General features: G+C 64.6%; 18 protein-coding genes. 16 read left to right on the top strand and 2 right to left on the bottom strand.

Annotation, left to right across the window (positions count from 1 at the left end):
* The first annotated feature begins 46 nt into the window (after nucleotides 1–46).
* The 6 genes from J7360_RS16960 (at nucleotide 47) to J7360_RS16935 (ending at nucleotide 6,337) form a co-directional block, all read left to right on the top strand.
* Entirely contained in the window at nucleotides 47–607 is a 561-nt protein-coding gene (locus J7360_RS16960; protein ID WP_057658962.1) for a DNA-deoxyinosine glycosylase, read from the top strand.
* 224 nt (nucleotides 608–831) lie between these two features.
* On the top strand, nucleotides 832–1,596 hold the full coding sequence (locus J7360_RS16955) for a DUF2884 family protein (RefSeq protein WP_007962078.1): 765 nt from the start codon (nucleotides 832–834) through the stop codon (nucleotides 1,594–1,596).
* 129 nt (nucleotides 1,597–1,725) lie between these two features.
* Entirely contained in the window at nucleotides 1,726–3,504 is a 1,779-nt protein-coding gene (locus tag J7360_RS16950) for a dihydrolipoyllysine-residue acetyltransferase (RefSeq protein ID WP_057658960.1), read from the top strand.
* Nucleotides 3,501–4,148 carry a hypothetical protein gene (locus tag J7360_RS16945; RefSeq protein WP_089095913.1) on the top strand — a complete coding sequence of 216 codons (648 nt, stop codon included), beginning with the start codon at nucleotides 3,501–3,503 and terminating at the stop codon, nucleotides 4,146–4,148. The genes J7360_RS16950 and J7360_RS16945 overlap by 4 nt, the downstream gene beginning before the upstream one ends.
* Before the next feature lie 16 nt (nucleotides 4,149–4,164).
* Nucleotides 4,165–5,988: a dihydrolipoyl dehydrogenase gene (gene lpdA, locus J7360_RS16940; RefSeq protein ID WP_057658958.1), complete on the top strand. Its 1,824-nt coding sequence runs from the start codon at nucleotides 4,165–4,167 to the stop codon at nucleotides 5,986–5,988.
* 49 nt (nucleotides 5,989–6,037) lie between these two features.
* Complete coding sequence (locus tag J7360_RS16935) at nucleotides 6,038–6,337, top strand: hypothetical protein (RefSeq protein ID WP_022560021.1); 300 nt, start codon at nucleotides 6,038–6,040, stop codon at nucleotides 6,335–6,337.
* A gap of 132 nt (nucleotides 6,338–6,469) precedes the next feature.
* On the opposite strand, the gene J7360_RS16930 is transcribed toward J7360_RS16935, so the two are convergent.
* Nucleotides 6,470–7,282, bottom strand: coding sequence for a hypothetical protein (locus tag J7360_RS16930; protein ID WP_007963092.1), 813 nt, complete (start codon nucleotides 7,280–7,282; stop codon nucleotides 6,470–6,472).
* Between the two features lie 522 nt (nucleotides 7,283–7,804).
* Here J7360_RS16930 and J7360_RS16925 point away from each other — a divergent pair.
* The 10 genes from J7360_RS16925 (at nucleotide 7,805) to J7360_RS16880 (ending at nucleotide 16,048) form a co-directional block, all read left to right on the top strand.
* The gene (locus J7360_RS16925; protein WP_081027460.1) at nucleotides 7,805–8,170 is read left to right on the top strand and encodes a hypothetical protein; all 366 of its coding nucleotides are present in this window, start codon (nucleotides 7,805–7,807) and stop codon (nucleotides 8,168–8,170) included.
* A 25-nt stretch (nucleotides 8,171–8,195) separates the two neighbouring features.
* The gene (gene atpB / locus J7360_RS16920) at nucleotides 8,196–8,996 is read left to right on the top strand and encodes a F0F1 ATP synthase subunit A (RefSeq protein WP_057658954.1); all 801 of its coding nucleotides are present in this window, start codon (nucleotides 8,196–8,198) and stop codon (nucleotides 8,994–8,996) included.
* A gap of 72 nt (nucleotides 8,997–9,068) precedes the next feature.
* Nucleotides 9,069–9,371, top strand: coding sequence for a F0F1 ATP synthase subunit C (gene atpE, locus J7360_RS16915; RefSeq protein ID WP_002814105.1), 303 nt, complete (start codon nucleotides 9,069–9,071; stop codon nucleotides 9,369–9,371).
* A 113-nt stretch (nucleotides 9,372–9,484) separates the two neighbouring features.
* Complete coding sequence (locus tag J7360_RS16910; protein WP_003483999.1) at nucleotides 9,485–9,955, top strand: F0F1 ATP synthase subunit B; 471 nt, start codon at nucleotides 9,485–9,487, stop codon at nucleotides 9,953–9,955.
* A gap of 3 nt (nucleotides 9,956–9,958) precedes the next feature.
* Nucleotides 9,959–10,486 carry a F0F1 ATP synthase subunit delta gene (locus tag J7360_RS16905; protein ID WP_007963088.1) on the top strand — a complete coding sequence of 176 codons (528 nt, stop codon included), beginning with the start codon at nucleotides 9,959–9,961 and terminating at the stop codon, nucleotides 10,484–10,486.
* Nucleotides 10,487–10,533: 47 nt separating this feature from the next.
* A complete protein-coding gene (gene atpA, locus J7360_RS16900) occupies nucleotides 10,534–12,081 on the top strand; it encodes a F0F1 ATP synthase subunit alpha (RefSeq protein ID WP_003484004.1) in 1,548 nt (515 codons plus the stop codon).
* A gap of 187 nt (nucleotides 12,082–12,268) precedes the next feature.
* The gene (gene atpG, locus J7360_RS16895; RefSeq protein ID WP_007963084.1) at nucleotides 12,269–13,132 is read left to right on the top strand and encodes a F0F1 ATP synthase subunit gamma; all 864 of its coding nucleotides are present in this window, start codon (nucleotides 12,269–12,271) and stop codon (nucleotides 13,130–13,132) included.
* A gap of 143 nt (nucleotides 13,133–13,275) precedes the next feature.
* Nucleotides 13,276–14,682, top strand: coding sequence for a F0F1 ATP synthase subunit beta (gene atpD, locus J7360_RS16890; protein WP_057658950.1), 1,407 nt, complete (start codon nucleotides 13,276–13,278; stop codon nucleotides 14,680–14,682).
* Nucleotides 14,683–14,825: 143 nt separating this feature from the next.
* The gene (locus J7360_RS16885) at nucleotides 14,826–15,248 is read left to right on the top strand and encodes a F0F1 ATP synthase subunit epsilon (RefSeq protein WP_003484011.1); all 423 of its coding nucleotides are present in this window, start codon (nucleotides 14,826–14,828) and stop codon (nucleotides 15,246–15,248) included.
* Nucleotides 15,249–15,478: 230 nt separating this feature from the next.
* On the top strand, nucleotides 15,479–16,048 hold the full coding sequence (locus J7360_RS16880) for a chorismate mutase (RefSeq protein ID WP_007963079.1): 570 nt from the start codon (nucleotides 15,479–15,481) through the stop codon (nucleotides 16,046–16,048).
* A gap of 492 nt (nucleotides 16,049–16,540) precedes the next feature.
* Here the strand turns inward: J7360_RS16880 and J7360_RS16875 are convergent, their stop codons facing one another.
* On the bottom strand, nucleotides 16,541–16,924 hold the full coding sequence (locus J7360_RS16875; protein WP_033480990.1) for a GtrA family protein: 384 nt from the start codon (nucleotides 16,922–16,924) through the stop codon (nucleotides 16,541–16,543).
* Between the last annotated feature and the right edge of the window lie 68 nt (nucleotides 16,925–16,992).

Below are 16,992 nucleotides of genomic sequence, written 5' to 3'. Positions count from 1 at the left end.
AATTTCGTTTGTTCATGAATTGCCCCAAGAAGGCCGCCGTTACGTCATGCAGTCTGAAAAAGACATTCACGCAGATGCGATTGCCGTGACGGAAAAACACGTCAGCCGAGGCTTGCCAGCGCACATTCACAGCGATTGCAGGGTGTTGCTGCTTGGTTCGATGCCCGGTGTCGCATCACTGGAAGCCGCGCGTTACTACGCACATCCACGCAATCGTTTCTGGCCGCTGATGCATGCCCTGTTGGGCATTGATACGGCCGCAAGCTATGCACTGCGCTTGCAAGCATTGCTCGACCATCGCGTGGGCCTGTGGGATGTCATCGGCCAATGCGAGCGGCGCGGCAGTCTGGATACGTCCATTGTGGCGGCGAGCATCGTGGTCAATCCGCTGCCCGCGTTGCTGGCTACGCTGCCGCAGCTGCGCATGGTGGCCTGCAATGGCACTGCGGCAGCACAGGCCTGGCGCCGGCATGTCCAGCCGCTGCTATCGGCGCAGCTGTGCGCGCTGCCAGTCGTCGCGTTGCCATCCACCAGCCCGGCCAATGCCGCCTGGTCGCTGCCGCGGCTGGCGGCAGCCTGGCAACCCCTGTGCGATGCGGTGCGCTAGCCGAGGTAAGACGACGCGGGGTCGGTATGGAATGCGAGCGTGGCAGCGAACCACGCCGCTGTCGCGGTGCCGCGCACTGATGGTTGATGCATGCTGCCCGCCTGCTGTCGACACCTGCGCTGCGCGCGTGGCGGCCAGTGGCCAGAAGTCATGCCAGCCTCCGGCACAGGCCTGTGTGCCAGAGGTACGGGCATGCTGCAGCCAGCCCACAACGGAGTGGCCAGATGGCAATCAAACACGCAATCACGATGGCAGCAACTGCGCTGTTCGGGCTGTTGAGCGGCGCAGGGGTGGCCGCCGCCAAGGACCAGGACCTGCACTGCGAGGTCAACAGCGATTACGACCTCACGCTCAACGCACGCAGCCTGATCCTGATCCGCGAATCAGGCACGCCGCAGCGGCTGGTGATGCGCCAGGGCGCTCTGTTCGTCGACGACCGCTGGGTGGCATTGAGCGCAGACGATCGCGCCCGCCTGATTGAGTTCGAGCGCCAGACCCGCGATGTGGTTCCACTGGCGCAGGCAGTCGGGCGCGAAGCGGCCGATATCGCAATCACCGCACTGGGTGAGGTGGCCGCCGGCTTCAGTCGCAGCCCGGACGCCACGCGCGCGCAGCTGGCAAACGTGCGCGAGAAGATCGATGTGCGCTTGAAGCAGAGCTTCAGCAAAAGCCAGCTGACCCCGATCGATATCGACGACGACATCGGCGCGCTGGTCGCCGAGCTGCTGCCGCAGCTGATCGGCGATGTGGTGGCCGGTGCGGTGCAGTCCGCAATCACCGGAAATGACGTGCAGCTGCGTTCGCTCGATGGCATGGAGGCGCGCGTCGAGCGCCTGGTCGAGCCACAGGCGCGTGCATTGCGGCCGCGCGCGCAGCAGTTGTGCCAGCGCCTGGAAGCGCTCGATGGGCTGGACAATGCGCTGGCGTATCGTTTGCCGTCGGGCGAGCCACTGCAACTGTTGCGGGTCGATCGACGCGCAGCAAAATGATCGGCGTGCACATGCATGCGGACGCTGCATCCTGCCTGGCGCGCGATTTTTTGCACGGCAATGGTTGGCGCTGCGGCCCGCAGCCGGCCACAATAGGGGTTTCCCCATTCTGTTGCCGGAGTTCCCCGTATGGCCGAAATCAAGGAAGCACTTGTCCCCGATATCGGTGACTACAGCGACGTCCCGGTAATCGAGGTGCTGGTGTCCGTCGGCGATACGGTCAGCAAGGACCAGAGCCTGGTCACGCTGGAATCGGACAAGGCCACCATGGAAGTGCCTTCGTCGGTGGCTGGCGTGGTCAAGGAGATCAAGGTCAGGGTCGGCGATTCGCTCTCGCAGGGCGCGCTGGTGGCGTTGATCGAAGTGGCTGATGCCGGCGCCGATGCCGCCAAGCCCGCCGCTGCCGCCGCGCCCGCCGCACCGGCCAAGGCTGCGCCCGCCGCCGCCCCGGCACCGGCTGCCAAGGCCGAATCTGCTGCGCCTGCGGCCTCCTCGGACGGCGGCGGCCTGATCGAAGCGCGTGTGCCCGATATCGGCGATTACACCGACATCCCGGTGATCGAAGTGCTGGTGGCCGTGGGCGATACCGTCGCCAAGGATCAGAGCCTGGTCACGCTGGAATCGGACAAGGCCACGATGGAAGTCCCGTCCTCGGCCGCCGGCGTGGTCAAGGAACTCAAGGTCAAGGTCGGCGACACGCTCTCGCAGGGCAATGTGGTGGCAATCATTGCAGCCGCCGACGGCGGCGCCGGTGCGGCGCAGTCGCCGGCCAAGCCCACCACCGACACCGCCGAAACCGCGGGCAAGGTCGAGCCGGTTGCCGTCCCGGCCGAGCCGGACAAGCTGGCCCAGCGCGAAATCGCGCAGGTGCAGGGTGCGCGTTCCGGTGCAGGTGCGCAGGCAGCGCAGGGTGGACAGCCCTCGGCCGGCAACCCGAGCAGCCCGCCGGTGACCTTCGACGCCGACAGCGTGCTGCCGTCCAAGGTGCCGTACGCCAGCCCGGTGGTGCGCGTGTTCGCACGCGAACTGGGCGTGGACCTGAACCAGCTCAAGGGCAGCGAAAAGGGCGGCCGCATCACGCGTGAAGACGTGCAGCGCTTTGTGAAGGCCGCACTCAGCGGTGGCGCACCTGCCGCAGCCGGTGCTGCGCCGGCCGGCGGTGGCAATGGCCTCAACCTGCTTGCCTGGCCGAAGGTGGACTTCAGCAAGTTCGGCGAAACCGAAACCCAGCCGCTGTCGCGCATCAAGAAGATTTCCGGTGCCAACCTGGCGCGCAACTGGGCCATGATTCCGCACGTCACCCAGTTCGAATCGGCCGACATCACCGACCTGGAAGCCCTGCGCGTGGCGCTCAACAAAGAGAACGAGAAGGCCGGCATCAAGCTGACCATGCTCGCGTTTCTGATCAAGGCCAGCGCCGCGGCGTTGAAGAAGTTCCCCGAGTTCAACGCCTCGCTGGATGCGGCCGGCGAGAACCTCACCCTGAAGAAGTATTTCCACATCGGGTTTGCGGCCGATACGCCCAATGGCCTGGTGGTGCCGGTGATCCGCGATGTCGACAAGAAGGGCGTGCTGCAGATTGCGCAGGAAAGCGGCGAGCTGGCCAAGAAGGCGCGCGACGGCAAGCTCGGCCCGGCCGACATGAGCGGCGGCTGCTTCTCGATCAGCTCGCTCGGCGGTATCGGCGGCACGGCGTTCACGCCGATCATCAATGCGCCGGAAGTGGCGATCCTGGGCGTGTCCAAGTCGGCGATGCAGCCGGTGTGGAACGGCAAGGAGTTCGCGCCGAAGCTGATGCTGCCGTTGTCGCTGAGCTACGACCACCGCGTCATCGACGGCGCCCTGGCAGCCCGTTTCACCACCTATCTCAGCCAGGTGCTGGCCGACATGCGTCGCGTCCTGCTGTGAGGGCCGCGCTGCTGACCATCGCCGCGCTCGGCGTGCTGCCGTGGACAACCGCGGCCGCACGCGAATGCGAGAGCACGCTCGGCCGCGGCTGGCCGCCGGCCGTGGGCAACTACGGCACTGCCGTCACCACGCTGCTGGATGGTGGCACCAAGCCGGCCTTGTCGTTGCTGACGCTGCCCACACGTGGCGTGGAGAGCGCCGTGTCGTTGGTGCCGGGCAAGGAGGGCGCCGACTGGACCCTGCGGCATAGCCGCGCCGACGAGCGCGTCTACAGCTGGGTCAGCCAGACCGACCGCGGCAGCGTGCAGTTCCGCACCGAGCAGACCCCGGAAACGGTCGAGATCCCGATTCCGGCGGCCCTGGCCAAGCGCCTGGTCAGCAACTGGACCAACACGCTGGCCCAGCTCGCACCGAACGGACGCACCGCGCCGGTGAGCGAGGGCGAAGTGCTCTCGTTCCAGGTCGATGGCGTGCGCTACAGCGGCGCTCGCCCCAGCTGCGGCGCCGGCGAGCTGCTGCTGAAGCAGGCCGCGCTGCTGATCGAAGCCAGCGAAGGCAAGGAAAAGAAGCGCGACAAGCGCTGGACCCAAATCGAATCGTCGCTGGATGAACTCCAGCAGACGCTTGCCGGCACGGCCGGTTGAGCTACAGGAGAAGCAAATGGCGGTCATTGAAATCAAGGTTCCCGACATCGGCGATTACAGCGATGTCCCCGTCATCGAAGTGCTGGTCGCCGTTGGCGACAGCGTGGCCAAGGACCAGGGCCTGGTCACGCTGGAATCGGACAAGGCCACGCTGGAAGTGCCGTCCTCGGCCGCCGGTGTGGTCAAGGAACTCAAGGTCAAGGTCGGCGACACCCTCTCCGAAGGCGCGCTCGTACTGCTGCTCGAAACCGAAGGCGAGGCCGCTGCGCCAGCCAAGGCCGAGACCAAAGCCGCCCCGGCCGCTGCAGCGCCTACCGCCGCCCCGGGCAGCAAGTCGCCGGTAACGCCGTCGCACCGCGCCCCGGCCGAACCGGCGCCGTCCAAGCCGGCACTGGCCAGCGGCAAGCCGGCCGACATCGAATGCAAGATGGTGGTGCTCGGCGCCGGCCCCGGTGGCTACACGGCAGCGTTCCGCGCGGCCGATCTGGGCCTGGACACGGTGCTGATCGAGCGCTACGCCAGCCTGGGCGGTGTCTGCCTCAACGTCGGCTGCATCCCGTCCAAGGCGCTGCTGCATGCCGCCGCGGTGATCGATGAAGTGGCCCATGCCGGCGACTTCGGCGTGGACTTCGGTCAGCCCAGGATCACCCTGGACAAGCTGCGCGAGTACAAGGAAAAAGTGGTCGGCAAGCTCACCGGCGGCCTGGCCAGCATGGCCAAGCAGCGCAAGGTGCGCACCGTGACCGGCGTGGCCAGCTTCGTCTCGCCCAACGAGCTGGAAATCGTCGGCGACGACGGCAAGACCCAGCTGCTGCGCTTCGAGCACTGCATCATCGCCGCCGGCTCGCAGGCGGTGAAGCTGCCCAACTTCCCGTGGGACGACAAGCGCGTGATGGACTCCACCGACGCGCTGGAGCTGCACGACATTCCCAAGACCCTGCTGGTGGTCGGAGGCGGCATCATCGGCCTGGAAATGGCCACCGTGTACAGCGCGCTCGGCAGCAAGGTCACCGTGGTCGAGTTCATGGACCAGCTGATGCCGGGCGCCGACAAGGACCTGGTCAAGCCGCTGGCCGACCGCCTGAAAAAGCAGGGCGTCGAGGTTCATCTCAAGACCAAGGCCACCGACGTCAAGGCCGACAAGAGCGGCATCACGGTGTCCTTCGAGGCGGCTGTCGAAGGCGAAAAGCCCGGTCTGCAGGCCACCGCGTACGACCGCGTGCTGGTCGCCGTGGGCCGTAGCCCGAACGGCAAGAAGATCGGCGCGGAAAAGGCCGGCGTCACCATCACCGAGCGCGGCTTCATTCCGGTCGATCGGCAGATGCGCACCAACGTGCCGCACATCTTCGCCATCGGCGACATCGTCGGTAACCCGATGCTGGCGCACAAGGCCACTCACGAAGGCAAGCTGGCCGCCGAAGTGGCTGCCGGCGAGAAAAAGGAATGGGTGGCGCGGGTGATCCCGTCGGTGGCTTACACCAACCCGGAAATCGCCTGGGTCGGCGTCACCGAAACCGAAGCCAAGGCCAAGGGCCTGAAGGTCGGCGTGGCCAAGTTCCCGTGGGCCGCCAGCGGCCGCGCGATCGGCATCGGCCGTACGGAAGGCTTCACCAAGCTGATCTTCGATGAACAGACCCATCGCGTGATCGGCGGCGCCATCGTCGGCGTGCATGCCGGCGACCTGCTGGCCGAAATCGGCCTGGCGATCGAGATGGGAGCCGAAGCCGAAGACATCGGCCACACCATCCACGCGCATCCGACCCTGAGCGAGTCGGTCGGCATGGCCGCCGAGGTCTACGATGGCACCATCACCGATCTGTACATCCCCAAGAAGAAGTGACCTCGCTCCGCACGACCGTGCCGCCACGGGTGTTACGGTCGCCGCGGTAATGACGCGACGCAGGGAGGTCGCCGTGGGGCAGGGCAATCTGTGTCCCGAACTGCAGGCGCTGCTGCAGCGCGAACTGGCCAGCGGCAACCGTGTCGCCGAGCCGCCACGGCGGACCGACTGGCCACACCCTGGCTCGGTGTTCGTCTCGCTCAAGCGCGACTTGCGCAGCGACGTGGCGTCGCTGCCGGCGACGGTGCAGCACGCGATCTGTACCGATCCGCACTACGGTTGGCACGACGAGTGCTACTGCAGCACGCACCAGCATCTGTTGGTAGCGGGTGCGACCAAGCCGCCCTGAGCGTGTGTCTGCTGCTGCCATCTGGCTGCCGCCGCGTCGGTGCCACGCACCCGTTAAACGACAGAACCCCGCATCGCTGCGGGGTTCTGCATGAAGCTGCTTTTCGGGTCCCGGATTCCGGGTCCCGAAGAATCAGAACGCGAACGTCACGCCCGCCACCGGGCCCTTGAATTCCTGCTTCAGGCCGACCAGGCCGTCGCTGCCCTCGCGGTCCACGTCCAGCTTGAACCAGTCGTAGCCGGCGAAGATGCCGAAGTTCTTGGTGAAGCGGTATTCGGCAATTGCGTTGGCGCGGCTCAGGTCGCCGTCGTAGTCGCCGAAATCGCCCCAGCTGGTGTTGAGGTACTGGCCCTGCACATTGAACAGCCAATGTTCGCTCGGACGTGCGGTGAAGCGGATACCCACCACCGGCGCGGCGCCATCTTCACTTTCGTCCAGCACGTCACCGGAGAATACGCTACCCAGGTCGGCATACGCGTTTGCCTCGACCTTGGCGTACTCGGCACCGATCTGCAGGCCCAGGCTGAATTCCGGAGAATCGATCACCGAGTAGTCGTACACCAGGGTGGCGACCTGGTACTTCAGCTCGCCCTTGATGAAGCTACCGGACGGCACGGTGACACCACCGGCGCTCAGATCCTGGCTCAGGGTCTCGCGGCGATCCTTGTCGTACTTGAAGTAATCGAAGATCAGGCGCTGACGGGTGCTGATACGGAACACGCCATCCACGCGCGGCTCCCATTCCTTGCCGCCCAGCTTGAAGTCTTCGTTGACCGAGACGTTGTTGCCAGCCAGCAGCGTGTTGCCGCGCAGGGTGTTGTCGTTGTCGACATTCATCGCGCCAAGGCGGAGCTGGAAGCGGTCATCTGTGTCTTCGGCGTGTGCGGGCGCGACATAGGCGACGGCCAGCACGCACGGGATCGCCAGTGCGAGGAGGTGTTTCATGGGAGCTCCGAATTCTTAGAATGGTCAGGCGGTTCGGCCTGTGCAGCGCATGGTCGATAAGTGCGCGTCTTTCAAAAGTGAAGAAGCTGTCCAATCAGTGTGAAGGCAGCCATAGCAATCGGACAAAACGGTCCGCGTTGCGCTAACGCTTTGGTCGGGTCACGGATGGGTGGCGCGTCGCTGCCAAGGCCGTCTGCAGGCCATGCGAGCCAAGGACTCGATTGGACCGTCGATGGGAAGGTCGCAGGGTGCGACAAGTGCGTACCAAAGCAGGAGCCCCGGTTTCCCAGGGCTCCTAGACGCGGCCTGCGGCGGTACCTTTCGACGAGGATGTGCAGGCCTCGCAAGTTCTGACCGCCGGTTTGTGGCAAAGTTCCCACCCGCCGCGGCGGCCGCCATGTGGTGCATCGCAGCAAGCGATGACCTCTGCCGGTTGTCTCGCAATTTGTCCCATTGCTATACTTTCGCGGCTCGACGAGGCGCAACTGCGCTTCCCACTCATTCACACGTAAGGTAACCGTAGTGCTGAACTCCGTTGACGCGGGTCGGCGGTTGATGCTGCGCGCTGCGGTATATCCGCTTGCTGCCGTAGCTATAACCAGTCTGGGGTTGCTGTTGGTCGGTCCCCGTTACGCTGCAGGTCTGGCATTGACCGGGTTTGCGACGGTGCTGGGCGGTTGGGTTGCGGCACGTACCGCGCTAGGTGGCGGTATCCAGGCAGCGGGCATCGCCATGGTGCGGCTGATTCTGGCGATGGTGCTGAAGTGGGTGTTGGTTTTCGTGGCGCTGGCGCTCGGCTTCGGCCTGTGGCTGCTGCCTCCTCTGGCTTTGTTGGCGGGTATCGCCATCGGGCTGATTTTTCAGGTTCTGGCTCTGGCCAGGCGTTGATTCGAACTTAAAGGGCTCCGGACACATGGCGGGCGAGGCAGCAACACCTACCTCCTATATCCAGCATCACTTGCAGAACCTGATCTTTCCGGTTCGCGATGGTGGCGGCACGTTTTGGACCATCCACCTCGACACCCTGATCATGGCGGTGTTGATGGGTCTGGTCATGGTCCTGGCGTTCTGGACGGCGACCCGCAATGCCACGGCCGGCGTGCCGGGCAAGTGGCAGGCATTTGTGGAAATCTGTCTGGAGTTCGTCGATCGCCAGGCCAAGGACACCTACCACGGCAGCAGCAAGCTGGTGACGCCGATCGCGATCACCATCTTCTTCTGGATCCTGTTGATGAACCTCATCAAGATGATCCCGGCCGATTTCATCGCCATCCCGCTGGGCTGGGCCGGCGTGCACGCCTGGAAGCCGGTGCCGACCGCCGACGTCAACGCCACCTTGGGCATGTCGATCAGCGTGTTCTTCCTGATGATCGTGTTCTCGCTGCGCTCCAAGGGCGTGGGCGGCATGACCAAGGAATTCCTGACGGCGCCGTTCGGCAAGTGGATGATGCCGTTCAACCTGCTCTTGAACATCGTCGAATGGCTGAGCAAGCCGATTTCGCTGGCGATGCGACTGTTCGGCAACATGTTCGGCGGCGAGATCGTCTTCCTGCTGATCTGGGTGCTGGGCGGTGCGGGCATTGCCGGCATGGTCGCTGGCGGCGCATTCGGCCTGGGCTGGATGCTGTTCCACCTGCTGGTGATTCCGCTGCAGGCCTTCATTTTCATGATGCTGTCGATCGTGTATCTGAGCCTGGCCGAAGACAGTCACTGAGTTTGCGTCACCCTTCATCTGCTTCATTCCGCTTCATCCATCACCCTTAGAAACTTTCGTTCGGAGATCACCATGTACCTCGCCGTCCTGACCAACCTCGCTCAAGTCCAGAGCTCCACCGTCCTCGCCGTCGGCATCATGATCGGCCTGGCCGCGCTGGGTGCCGGCCTCGGTCTGGCCATCATGGCTGGCAAGTTCCTGGAATCGGCTGCGCGCCAGCCGGAGCTGATCCCGGTGCTGCAGGTTCGTATGTTCATCACCGCCGGCCTGATCGACGCCGCGTTCATCATCAGCGTCGCTGTCGGCCTGCTGTTCGCCTTCGCCAACCCGCTGGCCCAGGTGTTCATCGAGCGTCTGTCGCAGGCTGCCGGCTGATCCAGCGGTAGCAGGATGTGGATGCCGCCCTCGGCGGTTGCATCCGCGGATGAAGGTCAGAAAGCGCCGCCGCGCGGTGGCGCTTTCACCCCTAAACAGCGATTGAGCGACCCATGGATATCACCCTTACCATCTTTGCCCAGGCGCTGGCCTTCGCCGGTCTGATCTGGATCGTCGCGACCAAAATCTGGCCGCCGCTGCTGCAGGCGATCGAAGAGCGTCAGCAAAAGATTGCTGAAGGTCTGGCTGCGGCCGACCGTAGTCAGAAGGATCTGGCGCAGGCGCAGGAAAAGGTCAATGAAGCACTGAAGGACGCACGCACCAAGGCCAACGAGATCATCGATCAGGCCCATGCGCGCGCCAACCAGATCATCGAAGCGGCCAAGCTGGAGGCAATTGCCGAAGCCAACCGTCAGAAGGATCTGGCGCAGACCGAAATCGACGCTTCCGCCACGCGTGCCCGCGAGGAGCTGCGCAAGCAGGTCTCGGTGCTGGCCGTCAGCGGTGCAGAAAAGCTGCTCAAGCGCGAAATCGATGCCAACGCCCACAAGGCGCTGCTCGACGAGCTGGCGGCGGAGATTTAAGCGATGAGTCAGGCCCTCACCCTTGCCCGTCCCTACGGCCGTGCCGCGTTTGCGATCGCGCGTGAGGGCGGCAACTTCGCGCCCTGGTCCGACGCGCTGGCGTTTTCGGCGCAGGTGGCCGGCGACCCGCGCGTGGCCGCATTGCTGCTCAACCCGGCTTTGCGCCAGGAACAGGCAGTGACGCTGCTGGCCCCGCCGCAGGCGGGCGAGGACTATCTGCGTTTCCTCGGCGTGCTGGCCGATGCGCAGCGGCTGTCGCTGCTGCCGGAAGTGGCAGGCTTGTACGAACACCTGCGTGCCGAGGCCGAGCATGTCGTCAAGGCGACGGTGACCTCGGCTGCTGCAATGAGCCAGACCGAACTCGACACGATCGCTGCTGCGCTGAAGAAGCGCTTCGGCCGCGACGTGGACATCACCACCGCAGTCGATGCGTCGCTGATCGGCGGCGCGGTGATCGACACCGGCGACGTGGTCATCGACGGCTCGCTGAAGGGCAAGCTTGCGCGTCTGCAAAGCTCGCTCGCCCACTGAATTCACATAAACGCACGGCCCTCGCGGCCGGCACCTAGGACTGAACGATGGCAACCACGCTCAACCCCTCCGAAATCAGCGACCTGATCAAGACCCGCATCGAGGCGGTCAAGCTGTCCGCAGAGTCGCGCAACGAAGGCTCCGTGACCAGCGTGTCCGACGGCATCGTGCGCATCTTCGGCCTGGCCGACGTGATGCAGGGCGAAATGATCGAACTGCCGAACAACACCTTCGCGCTGGCACTGAACCTGGAGCGCGATTCGGTCGGCGCCGTGGTGCTGGGCGACTACGAAAGCCTGCGCGAAGGCGACGTGGCCAAGACCACCGGCCGCATCCTGGAAGTGCCGGTGGGCCCGGAGCTGCTGGGTCGCGTGGTCAACGCACTGGGCGAGCCGATCGACGGCAAGGGCCCGCTGGGCGCCACCCAGACCGCCCCGGTGGAGCGCGTTGCGCCCGGCGTGATCTGGCGTAAGTCGGTCGACCAGCCGGTGCAGACCGGTTACAAGTCGGTCGATGCGATGATTCCGATCGGCCGTGGCCAGCGCGAGCTGGTCATCGGCGACCGTCAGACCGGCAAGACCGCGCTGGCGATCGATGCGGTGATCAACCAGAAGGGCACCGGCATCAAGTGCGTGTACGTGGCGATCGGCCAGAAGGCCTCGACCGTGGCCAACATCGTGCGCAAGCTGGAAGAAAACGGCGCGCTGGCGCACACCGTGGTGGTGGCTGCGACCGCGTCCGAATCGGCCGCGATGCAGTACATCAGCCCCTACGCCGGCTGCACCATGGGTGAGTACTTCATGGACCGCGGCGAAGACGCGTTGATCGTGTACGACGATCTGTCCAAGCAGGCCGTGGCCTATCGTCAGATCTCGCTGCTGCTCAAGCGCCCGCCGGGCCGCGAAGCCTACCCGGGCGACGTGTTCTATCTGCACTCCCGTTTGCTGGAGCGCGCTGCGCGCGTGTCCGAGGAATACGTGGAGAAGTTCACCAACGGTGCGGTGACCGGCAAGACTGGTTCGCTGACCGCGCTGCCGATCATCGAAACGCAGGCCGGCGACGTGTCCGCGTTCGTGCCGACCAACGTGATTTCGATCACCGACGGCCAGATCTTCCTGGAAACCGACCTGTTCAATGCCGGTATCCGTCCGGCCGTCAACGCCGGTATCTCGGTGTCGCGCGTCGGTGGTGCAGCGCAGACCAAGATCATCAAGAAGCTGTCCGGCGGCATCCGTATCTCGCTGGCGCAGTACCGCGAGCTGGCGGCGTTCGCGCAGTTCGCCTCGGACCTGGACGAAGCCACCCGCAAGCAGCTCGAGCGCGGTCAGCGCGTCACCGAGCTGATGAAGCAGAAGCAGTACGCGCCGATGTCCATCGCCAACCAGGCGCTGTCGATCTATGCCGTCAACGAGGGTTACCTCGATGACGTGCCGGTCAACAAGCTGCTGGCGTTCGAAGAAGGCCTGCACGCGCACTTCGCCAACACCCAGGGCGAGCTGGTCTCCAAGATCAACAGCACCGGCGGTTGGGACAACGACATCGAAGCCAGCTTCAAGAAGGGCATCGAAGAGTTCAAGACCACGGGCAGCTGGTAAGGGCGCCGGGATTCGAGATTGGGCATTCGGGATTCGTAAAGGCGGTGATCTGAGGGCTTGACCGCTCTTGATCACCACGTTGGATCTCCAGATTCAGTATTTCGGGATTTGCAGGTGAGGTGACGTCGGGGGCTTTGGCCAATCCCGAATCACCAATCCCGAATCCCACGAGCGAAGCGAGCGAGCAATGGCAGGCGGACGCGAAATCAAAACCAAGATCAAGAGCGTGCAGAACACCCGCAAGGTGACGCGCGCGCTCGAAATGGTCTCGGCCTCCAAGATCCGCAAGGCGCAAGAGCGCATGAAGACCTCGCGTCCGTATGCGCAGGCAATGAAGCAGGTGATCGGGCATCTGGCGCAGGCCAGCACCGATTTCCAGCATCCGTTCCTGATCGAGCGCGAGCAGGTCAAGCGGGTCGGTTACATCGTGATCTCGTCCGACCGCGGCCTGGCCGGCGGTCTGAACAACAACCTGTTCCGCAAGATGCTGGGCGAAGTACGCCCGTGGCAGGAGCAGGGTGCCGAGATCGACGTGGTGACCATCGGCCAGAAGGCCTCGGCGTTCTTCCGTCGCATCAAGGTCAACATGGTCGGCAGCGTGACCCATCTGGGCGACAGCCCGCAGGTGGAGCAGCTGATCGGCGTGATCAAGGTGATGATCGATGCCTTCATCGAAGGCAAGGTGGACCGCGTGTATCTGGTCTACAACCGCTTCGTGAACACCATGACGCAGAAGGCCAGCTTCGATCAGCTGCTGCCGCTGCCGGCCGCCGAGCACAAGGTGGCGCATCACGATTGGGATTACCTGTACGAACCCGATGCCGCCAGCGTGCTGGAGCACGTGATGACGCGTTACATCGAGTCGCTGGTGTACCAGGCCGTGCTGGAAAACGTGGCCTCCGAACATGCCGCGCGCATGGTGGCGATGAAGGCCGCCAGCGACAACGCCAACAAGATGATCGGCACCTTGCAACTGGTCTACAACAAGGCACGTCAGGCGGCGATCACCCAGGAAATTTCGGAAATCGTCAGCGGCGCAGCGGCCGTATAAGTACCGCCGGGATTGGGGTTCGGGATTGGTTGGAGCGCAGCGAATTGCACTCTTGCGTATCCCCAATCACGAATCCCAAATCACAAAATTCCACGAGATGGCATCGGCCACTCGGACAGAACAAAGCTAACCGGAGCAGCAAAATGAGTCAGGGCAAGATCGTTCAGATCATCGGCGCGGTCGTCGACGTCGAATTCCCGCGCAATGAAGTGCCGAAGGTGTATCACGCGCTGAAGGTCGACGGCACCGAAATCACCCTGGAAGTGCAGCAGCAGCTCGGCGACGGCGTCGTGCGCACGATTGCGCTCGGCTCCACCGACGGCCTGAAGCGCAACCTGGTCGCCACCAACACCGAACGCGCCATCTCGGTGCCGGTCGGCGCCGGTACGCTGGGCCGCATCATGGACGTGCTGGGTCGCCCGATCGACGAAGCCGGCGACGTGCAGGCCTCGGACTATTGGGAAATCCATCGCGGCGCACCGTCGTATGAAGACCAGTCGTCCAGCACCGAACTGCTGGAAACCGGCATCAAGGTCATCGACCTGATGTGCCCGTTCGCCAAGGGCGGCAAGGTCGGCCTGTTCGGCGGCGCCGGCGTCGGCAAGACCGTCAACATGATGGAACTGATCAACAACATCGCCAAGGCGCACAGCGGCTTGTCCGTGTTCGCCGGGGTGGGCGAGCGTACCCGCGAGGGCAACGACTTCTACCACGAGATGAAGGACTCCAACGTCCTGGACAAGGTGGCGATGGTGTACGGCCAGATGAACGAGCCGCCGGGCAACCGTCTGCGCGTGGCGCTGACCGGCCTGACCATGGCCGAGTACTTCCGCGACGAGAAGGACGCCAGCGGCAAGGGCAAGGACGTGCTGCTGTTCGTCGACAACATCTACCGCTACACGCTGGCCGGTACCGAAGTGTCCGCGCTGCTCGGCCGTATGCCGTCGGCCGTGGGCTACCAGCCGACCCTGGCCGAAGAGATGGGCGTGCTGCAGGAACGCATCACCTCGACCAAGAGCGGTTCGATCACCTCGATCCAGGCCGTGTACGTGCCCGCGGACGACCTGACCGACCCGTCGCCGGCGACCACCTTCGCCCACTTGGACTCGACCGTCACGCTGAGCCGTAACATTGCCTCGCTGGGTATCTACCCGGCGGTGGATCCGCTGGACTCCACCAGCCGCCAGATGGACCCGCTGGTGATCGGCCACGAGCATTACGACACCGCCCAACGCGTGCAGCAGACCTTGCAGAAGTACAAGGAACTGAAGGACATCATCGCCATCCTGGGCATGGACGAGCTGAGCGAAGAAGACAAGCAGTCGGTGTCGCGCGCACGCAAGATCGAGCGCTTCTTCAGCCAGCCCTTCCACGTGGCCGAAGTGTTCACCGGCTCCCCGGGCAAGTACGTCTCGCTGAAGGACACCATCCGCGGCTTCAAGGCAATCTGCGACGGCGAATACGACCACCTGCCGGAGCAGGCGTTCTACATGGTCGGCAGCATCGAAGAAGCCGTCGAGAAAGCCAACAAGATGAGCGCCAAGGCGTAAGAGCCGGGATTCGGCATTCGGGATTCGGGATTAGGTACGGCGGTAATTGGGGAGCGGAAACGAGGTAAGTGACCACAGTGAAAGCTGCGGTTGCGAATCCCGAATCCCGAATCCCCAATCCCCGCCTCACAGAGTGAGGCAAAATGAGCACTATCCGTTGCGACATCGTCAGCGCCGAGAAGGAAATCTTCCACGGTGAGGCGACGCTGGTCGTGGCCACCGGCGAGCTGGGCGAGCTGGGCATTGCGCCCAAGCACGCGCCGCTGATCACGCGCCTGAAGCCGGGCAAGGTGGTGGTGACCACCGCCAATGGCGAACAGCTGGACTTCGCCATTTCCGGCGGCATCCTGGAAGTGCAGCCGCAGGTGGTGACCATTCTAGTCGACACCGCGGTGCGTGCGCAGGACATCGACGAGGCGGCCGTGCGCAAGGTCAAGGAAGAGGCCGAGCGGCTGCTGGCCAACCGTGGCAACACGGTGGACGTGGCCGAGGCACAGCGTCAGCTGGCCGAAGCGACAGTGCAGTTGCAGGCGCTGGAGCGCTTGCGTCGCAACCTCAAGCACTAAGCGGTGGCCTGCCCGCCTCCAGGGTGGGTGTGCACGTCCGACAGCTGCAAGTTCATCTCAGATCAGAAGTTCGAAACGCCGGCCATCGTGTCGGCGTTTTCGTTTTTGGAGCGCCGCGTGCGGCTGCGCGAATCCGCCACAGCGCGCGGCAGGCACACTGCGTGCCTTGGCGCATCGCGGCACGGCAGCGGTGCATGGCAACGTTATCCCGGCACGTTGAGGAAGGTGGCATGACCCGTTCGATCGATGGCATTCGCGCTTACATGGTGAGCGGCCTGTTGGCCGCCGGACTGCTGGGGTGCGCATTGCCGGCGCGCAGCCAGCCGCCGCTGGATCTGTTGATGGACCGCGTCGTGCAGCGCAATGCCATTGGCGACGCGGTAGCGCTAAGCAAGTGGGACAGCGGCAAGCCGGTGCTGGATCAGGCGCGCGAGGCGGCTGTGCTGCAAAGCGTGCGCGATCAGGCGCCGGCGCATGGGCTGGATGCCGACGACGCGGCGCGTTTCTTTGGCGCGCAAATCGAGGCCAACAAGTCGGTGCAGTACGCGCTGCTCAACCGTTGGCACGAGCGCGGACGCGCGCCTAATACCGCACGTCCGGACCTCGCCGCGCTGCGCGCTCGCCTGGATCAACTGCAGGGCGAACTGCTCGATGCGCTGGCCGATGTGGCCTCCGCGCGCAGCGCGCCCGACTGCCCGGCCAGCACCGCGCGCGCCGCTGCGCATTACGCAGAGCAGTGGCAGCTGGATGCGCTGCATCGCGCGGCGCTGGTGCGTGGCCTGGGCGATTTTTGCCACTGATCTGATGCGGTGGAATCGGTCTGGGATGAACCACTCGCCGTCATGCGCTTTAGAGCGGCCGACGAACCCTGCGCGCGTTCGCCTGGCGGTGGGTGCAGCGGTTTTGTCGGCCGCACCTCGGTGGATGCGGTCAGCGGTCCAGATCGAACGCTGAGCGTGTCCAGGGTGGAGTGCCCTAGTCGCTCGCGGGACGCGGCCTAACCCGTCCTGAGGGGAGCGCTGGCGGCGTCCCTGCCGTCAACTGTCACGCAATCGGCGAGGACGCTGCACTAGAGAGGTTGCTGGCAGCCTGGTCGAACGCCAGGCACACCGGCCAACGCGACTGGTCCATGCTCGCTCACCGTCGCGGCATGGATGCCGCGGAAGAGACGTACGTACGTGCGATCGATCAGCTCAAGAAGATGCAGTTGCTCGGCTGCGCTACGCCTGCGCGCAAGCAGCGCCATATCGCCACACGGCCGAGCAATCGCTCACCGCCTGCGCATGCATCGATCAGCGATACACCACATGCCGGCCCAGGAAGAACGACACGATCGCCAGGCCGCCTTCGACCAGCGGTTTCGCCAGCCATGCCTGACGCAGCCCGAGTAGGTCCACCGTGGTCGAGAGCAGCCAGGTGCTGATCAGCGTGAGCGTCAGCCACATCACCGCGAAGCGGCGGAAGCGTCGCCAACCCAGCCGCGCGTCGCCTTGCTGGGCGAAGGTGTAGCGGCCGTTGAGCCAGAAGCCGAGCATGGCGCCGCCGATGCGTCCAAGCAGGTTGGCGGGCACCGCAGGCATGCCCGCGGCGGTGGCGGCGATGAAGATGCCGCAATCGACGGCCAGCTGCAGGGCGCCAATGATCATGAACTGGCTGCCTTGGCGGAACAGACTCATGCGTGCGGGGCAAAGGAAAGGGGCGCCCATCCTAGCGGCAGCGCGACGCAAACGTTGTTAGCGCGGGC

The sequence above is a fragment of the Xanthomonas sp. D-99 genome (assembly GCF_017746145.1).
GTDB lineage: Bacteria > Pseudomonadota > Gammaproteobacteria > Xanthomonadales > Xanthomonadaceae > Xanthomonas > Xanthomonas cissicola.
The sequence above is the reverse complement of the archived record's forward strand: the minus strand, read 5'-3'. Positions and strand labels throughout refer to the sequence as shown.

Excerpts from the sequence above, each read along its gene's own strand:
- J7360_RS16960 (WP_057658962.1), top strand. The coding sequence starts at position 47 with ATGCAGTCTGAAAAAGACATTCACGCAGATGCGATTGCCGTGACGGAA.
- J7360_RS16955 (WP_007962078.1), top strand. The coding sequence starts at position 832 with ATGGCAATCAAACACGCAATCACGATGGCAGCAACTGCGCTGTTCGGG.
- J7360_RS16950 (WP_057658960.1), top strand. The coding sequence starts at position 1,726 with ATGGCCGAAATCAAGGAAGCACTTGTCCCCGATATCGGTGACTACAGC.
- lpdA (WP_057658958.1), top strand. The coding sequence starts at position 4,165 with ATGGCGGTCATTGAAATCAAGGTTCCCGACATCGGCGATTACAGCGAT.
- J7360_RS16935 (WP_022560021.1), top strand. The coding sequence starts at position 6,038 with ATGACGCGACGCAGGGAGGTCGCCGTGGGGCAGGGCAATCTGTGTCCC.
- J7360_RS16930 (WP_007963092.1), bottom strand. The coding sequence starts at position 7,282 with ATGAAACACCTCCTCGCACTGGCGATCCCGTGCGTGCTGGCCGTCGCC.
- atpB (WP_057658954.1), top strand. The coding sequence starts at position 8,196 with ATGGCGGGCGAGGCAGCAACACCTACCTCCTATATCCAGCATCACTTG.
- atpE (WP_002814105.1), top strand. The coding sequence starts at position 9,069 with ATGTACCTCGCCGTCCTGACCAACCTCGCTCAAGTCCAGAGCTCCACC.
- J7360_RS16910 (WP_003483999.1), top strand. The coding sequence starts at position 9,485 with ATGGATATCACCCTTACCATCTTTGCCCAGGCGCTGGCCTTCGCCGGT.
- J7360_RS16905 (WP_007963088.1), top strand. The coding sequence starts at position 9,959 with ATGAGTCAGGCCCTCACCCTTGCCCGTCCCTACGGCCGTGCCGCGTTT.
- atpA (WP_003484004.1), top strand. The coding sequence starts at position 10,534 with ATGGCAACCACGCTCAACCCCTCCGAAATCAGCGACCTGATCAAGACC.
- atpG (WP_007963084.1), top strand. The coding sequence starts at position 12,269 with ATGGCAGGCGGACGCGAAATCAAAACCAAGATCAAGAGCGTGCAGAAC.
- atpD (WP_057658950.1), top strand. The coding sequence starts at position 13,276 with ATGAGTCAGGGCAAGATCGTTCAGATCATCGGCGCGGTCGTCGACGTC.
- J7360_RS16885 (WP_003484011.1), top strand. The coding sequence starts at position 14,826 with ATGAGCACTATCCGTTGCGACATCGTCAGCGCCGAGAAGGAAATCTTC.
- J7360_RS16880 (WP_007963079.1), top strand. The coding sequence starts at position 15,479 with ATGACCCGTTCGATCGATGGCATTCGCGCTTACATGGTGAGCGGCCTG.
- J7360_RS16875 (WP_033480990.1), bottom strand. The coding sequence starts at position 16,924 with ATGAGTCTGTTCCGCCAAGGCAGCCAGTTCATGATCATTGGCGCCCTG.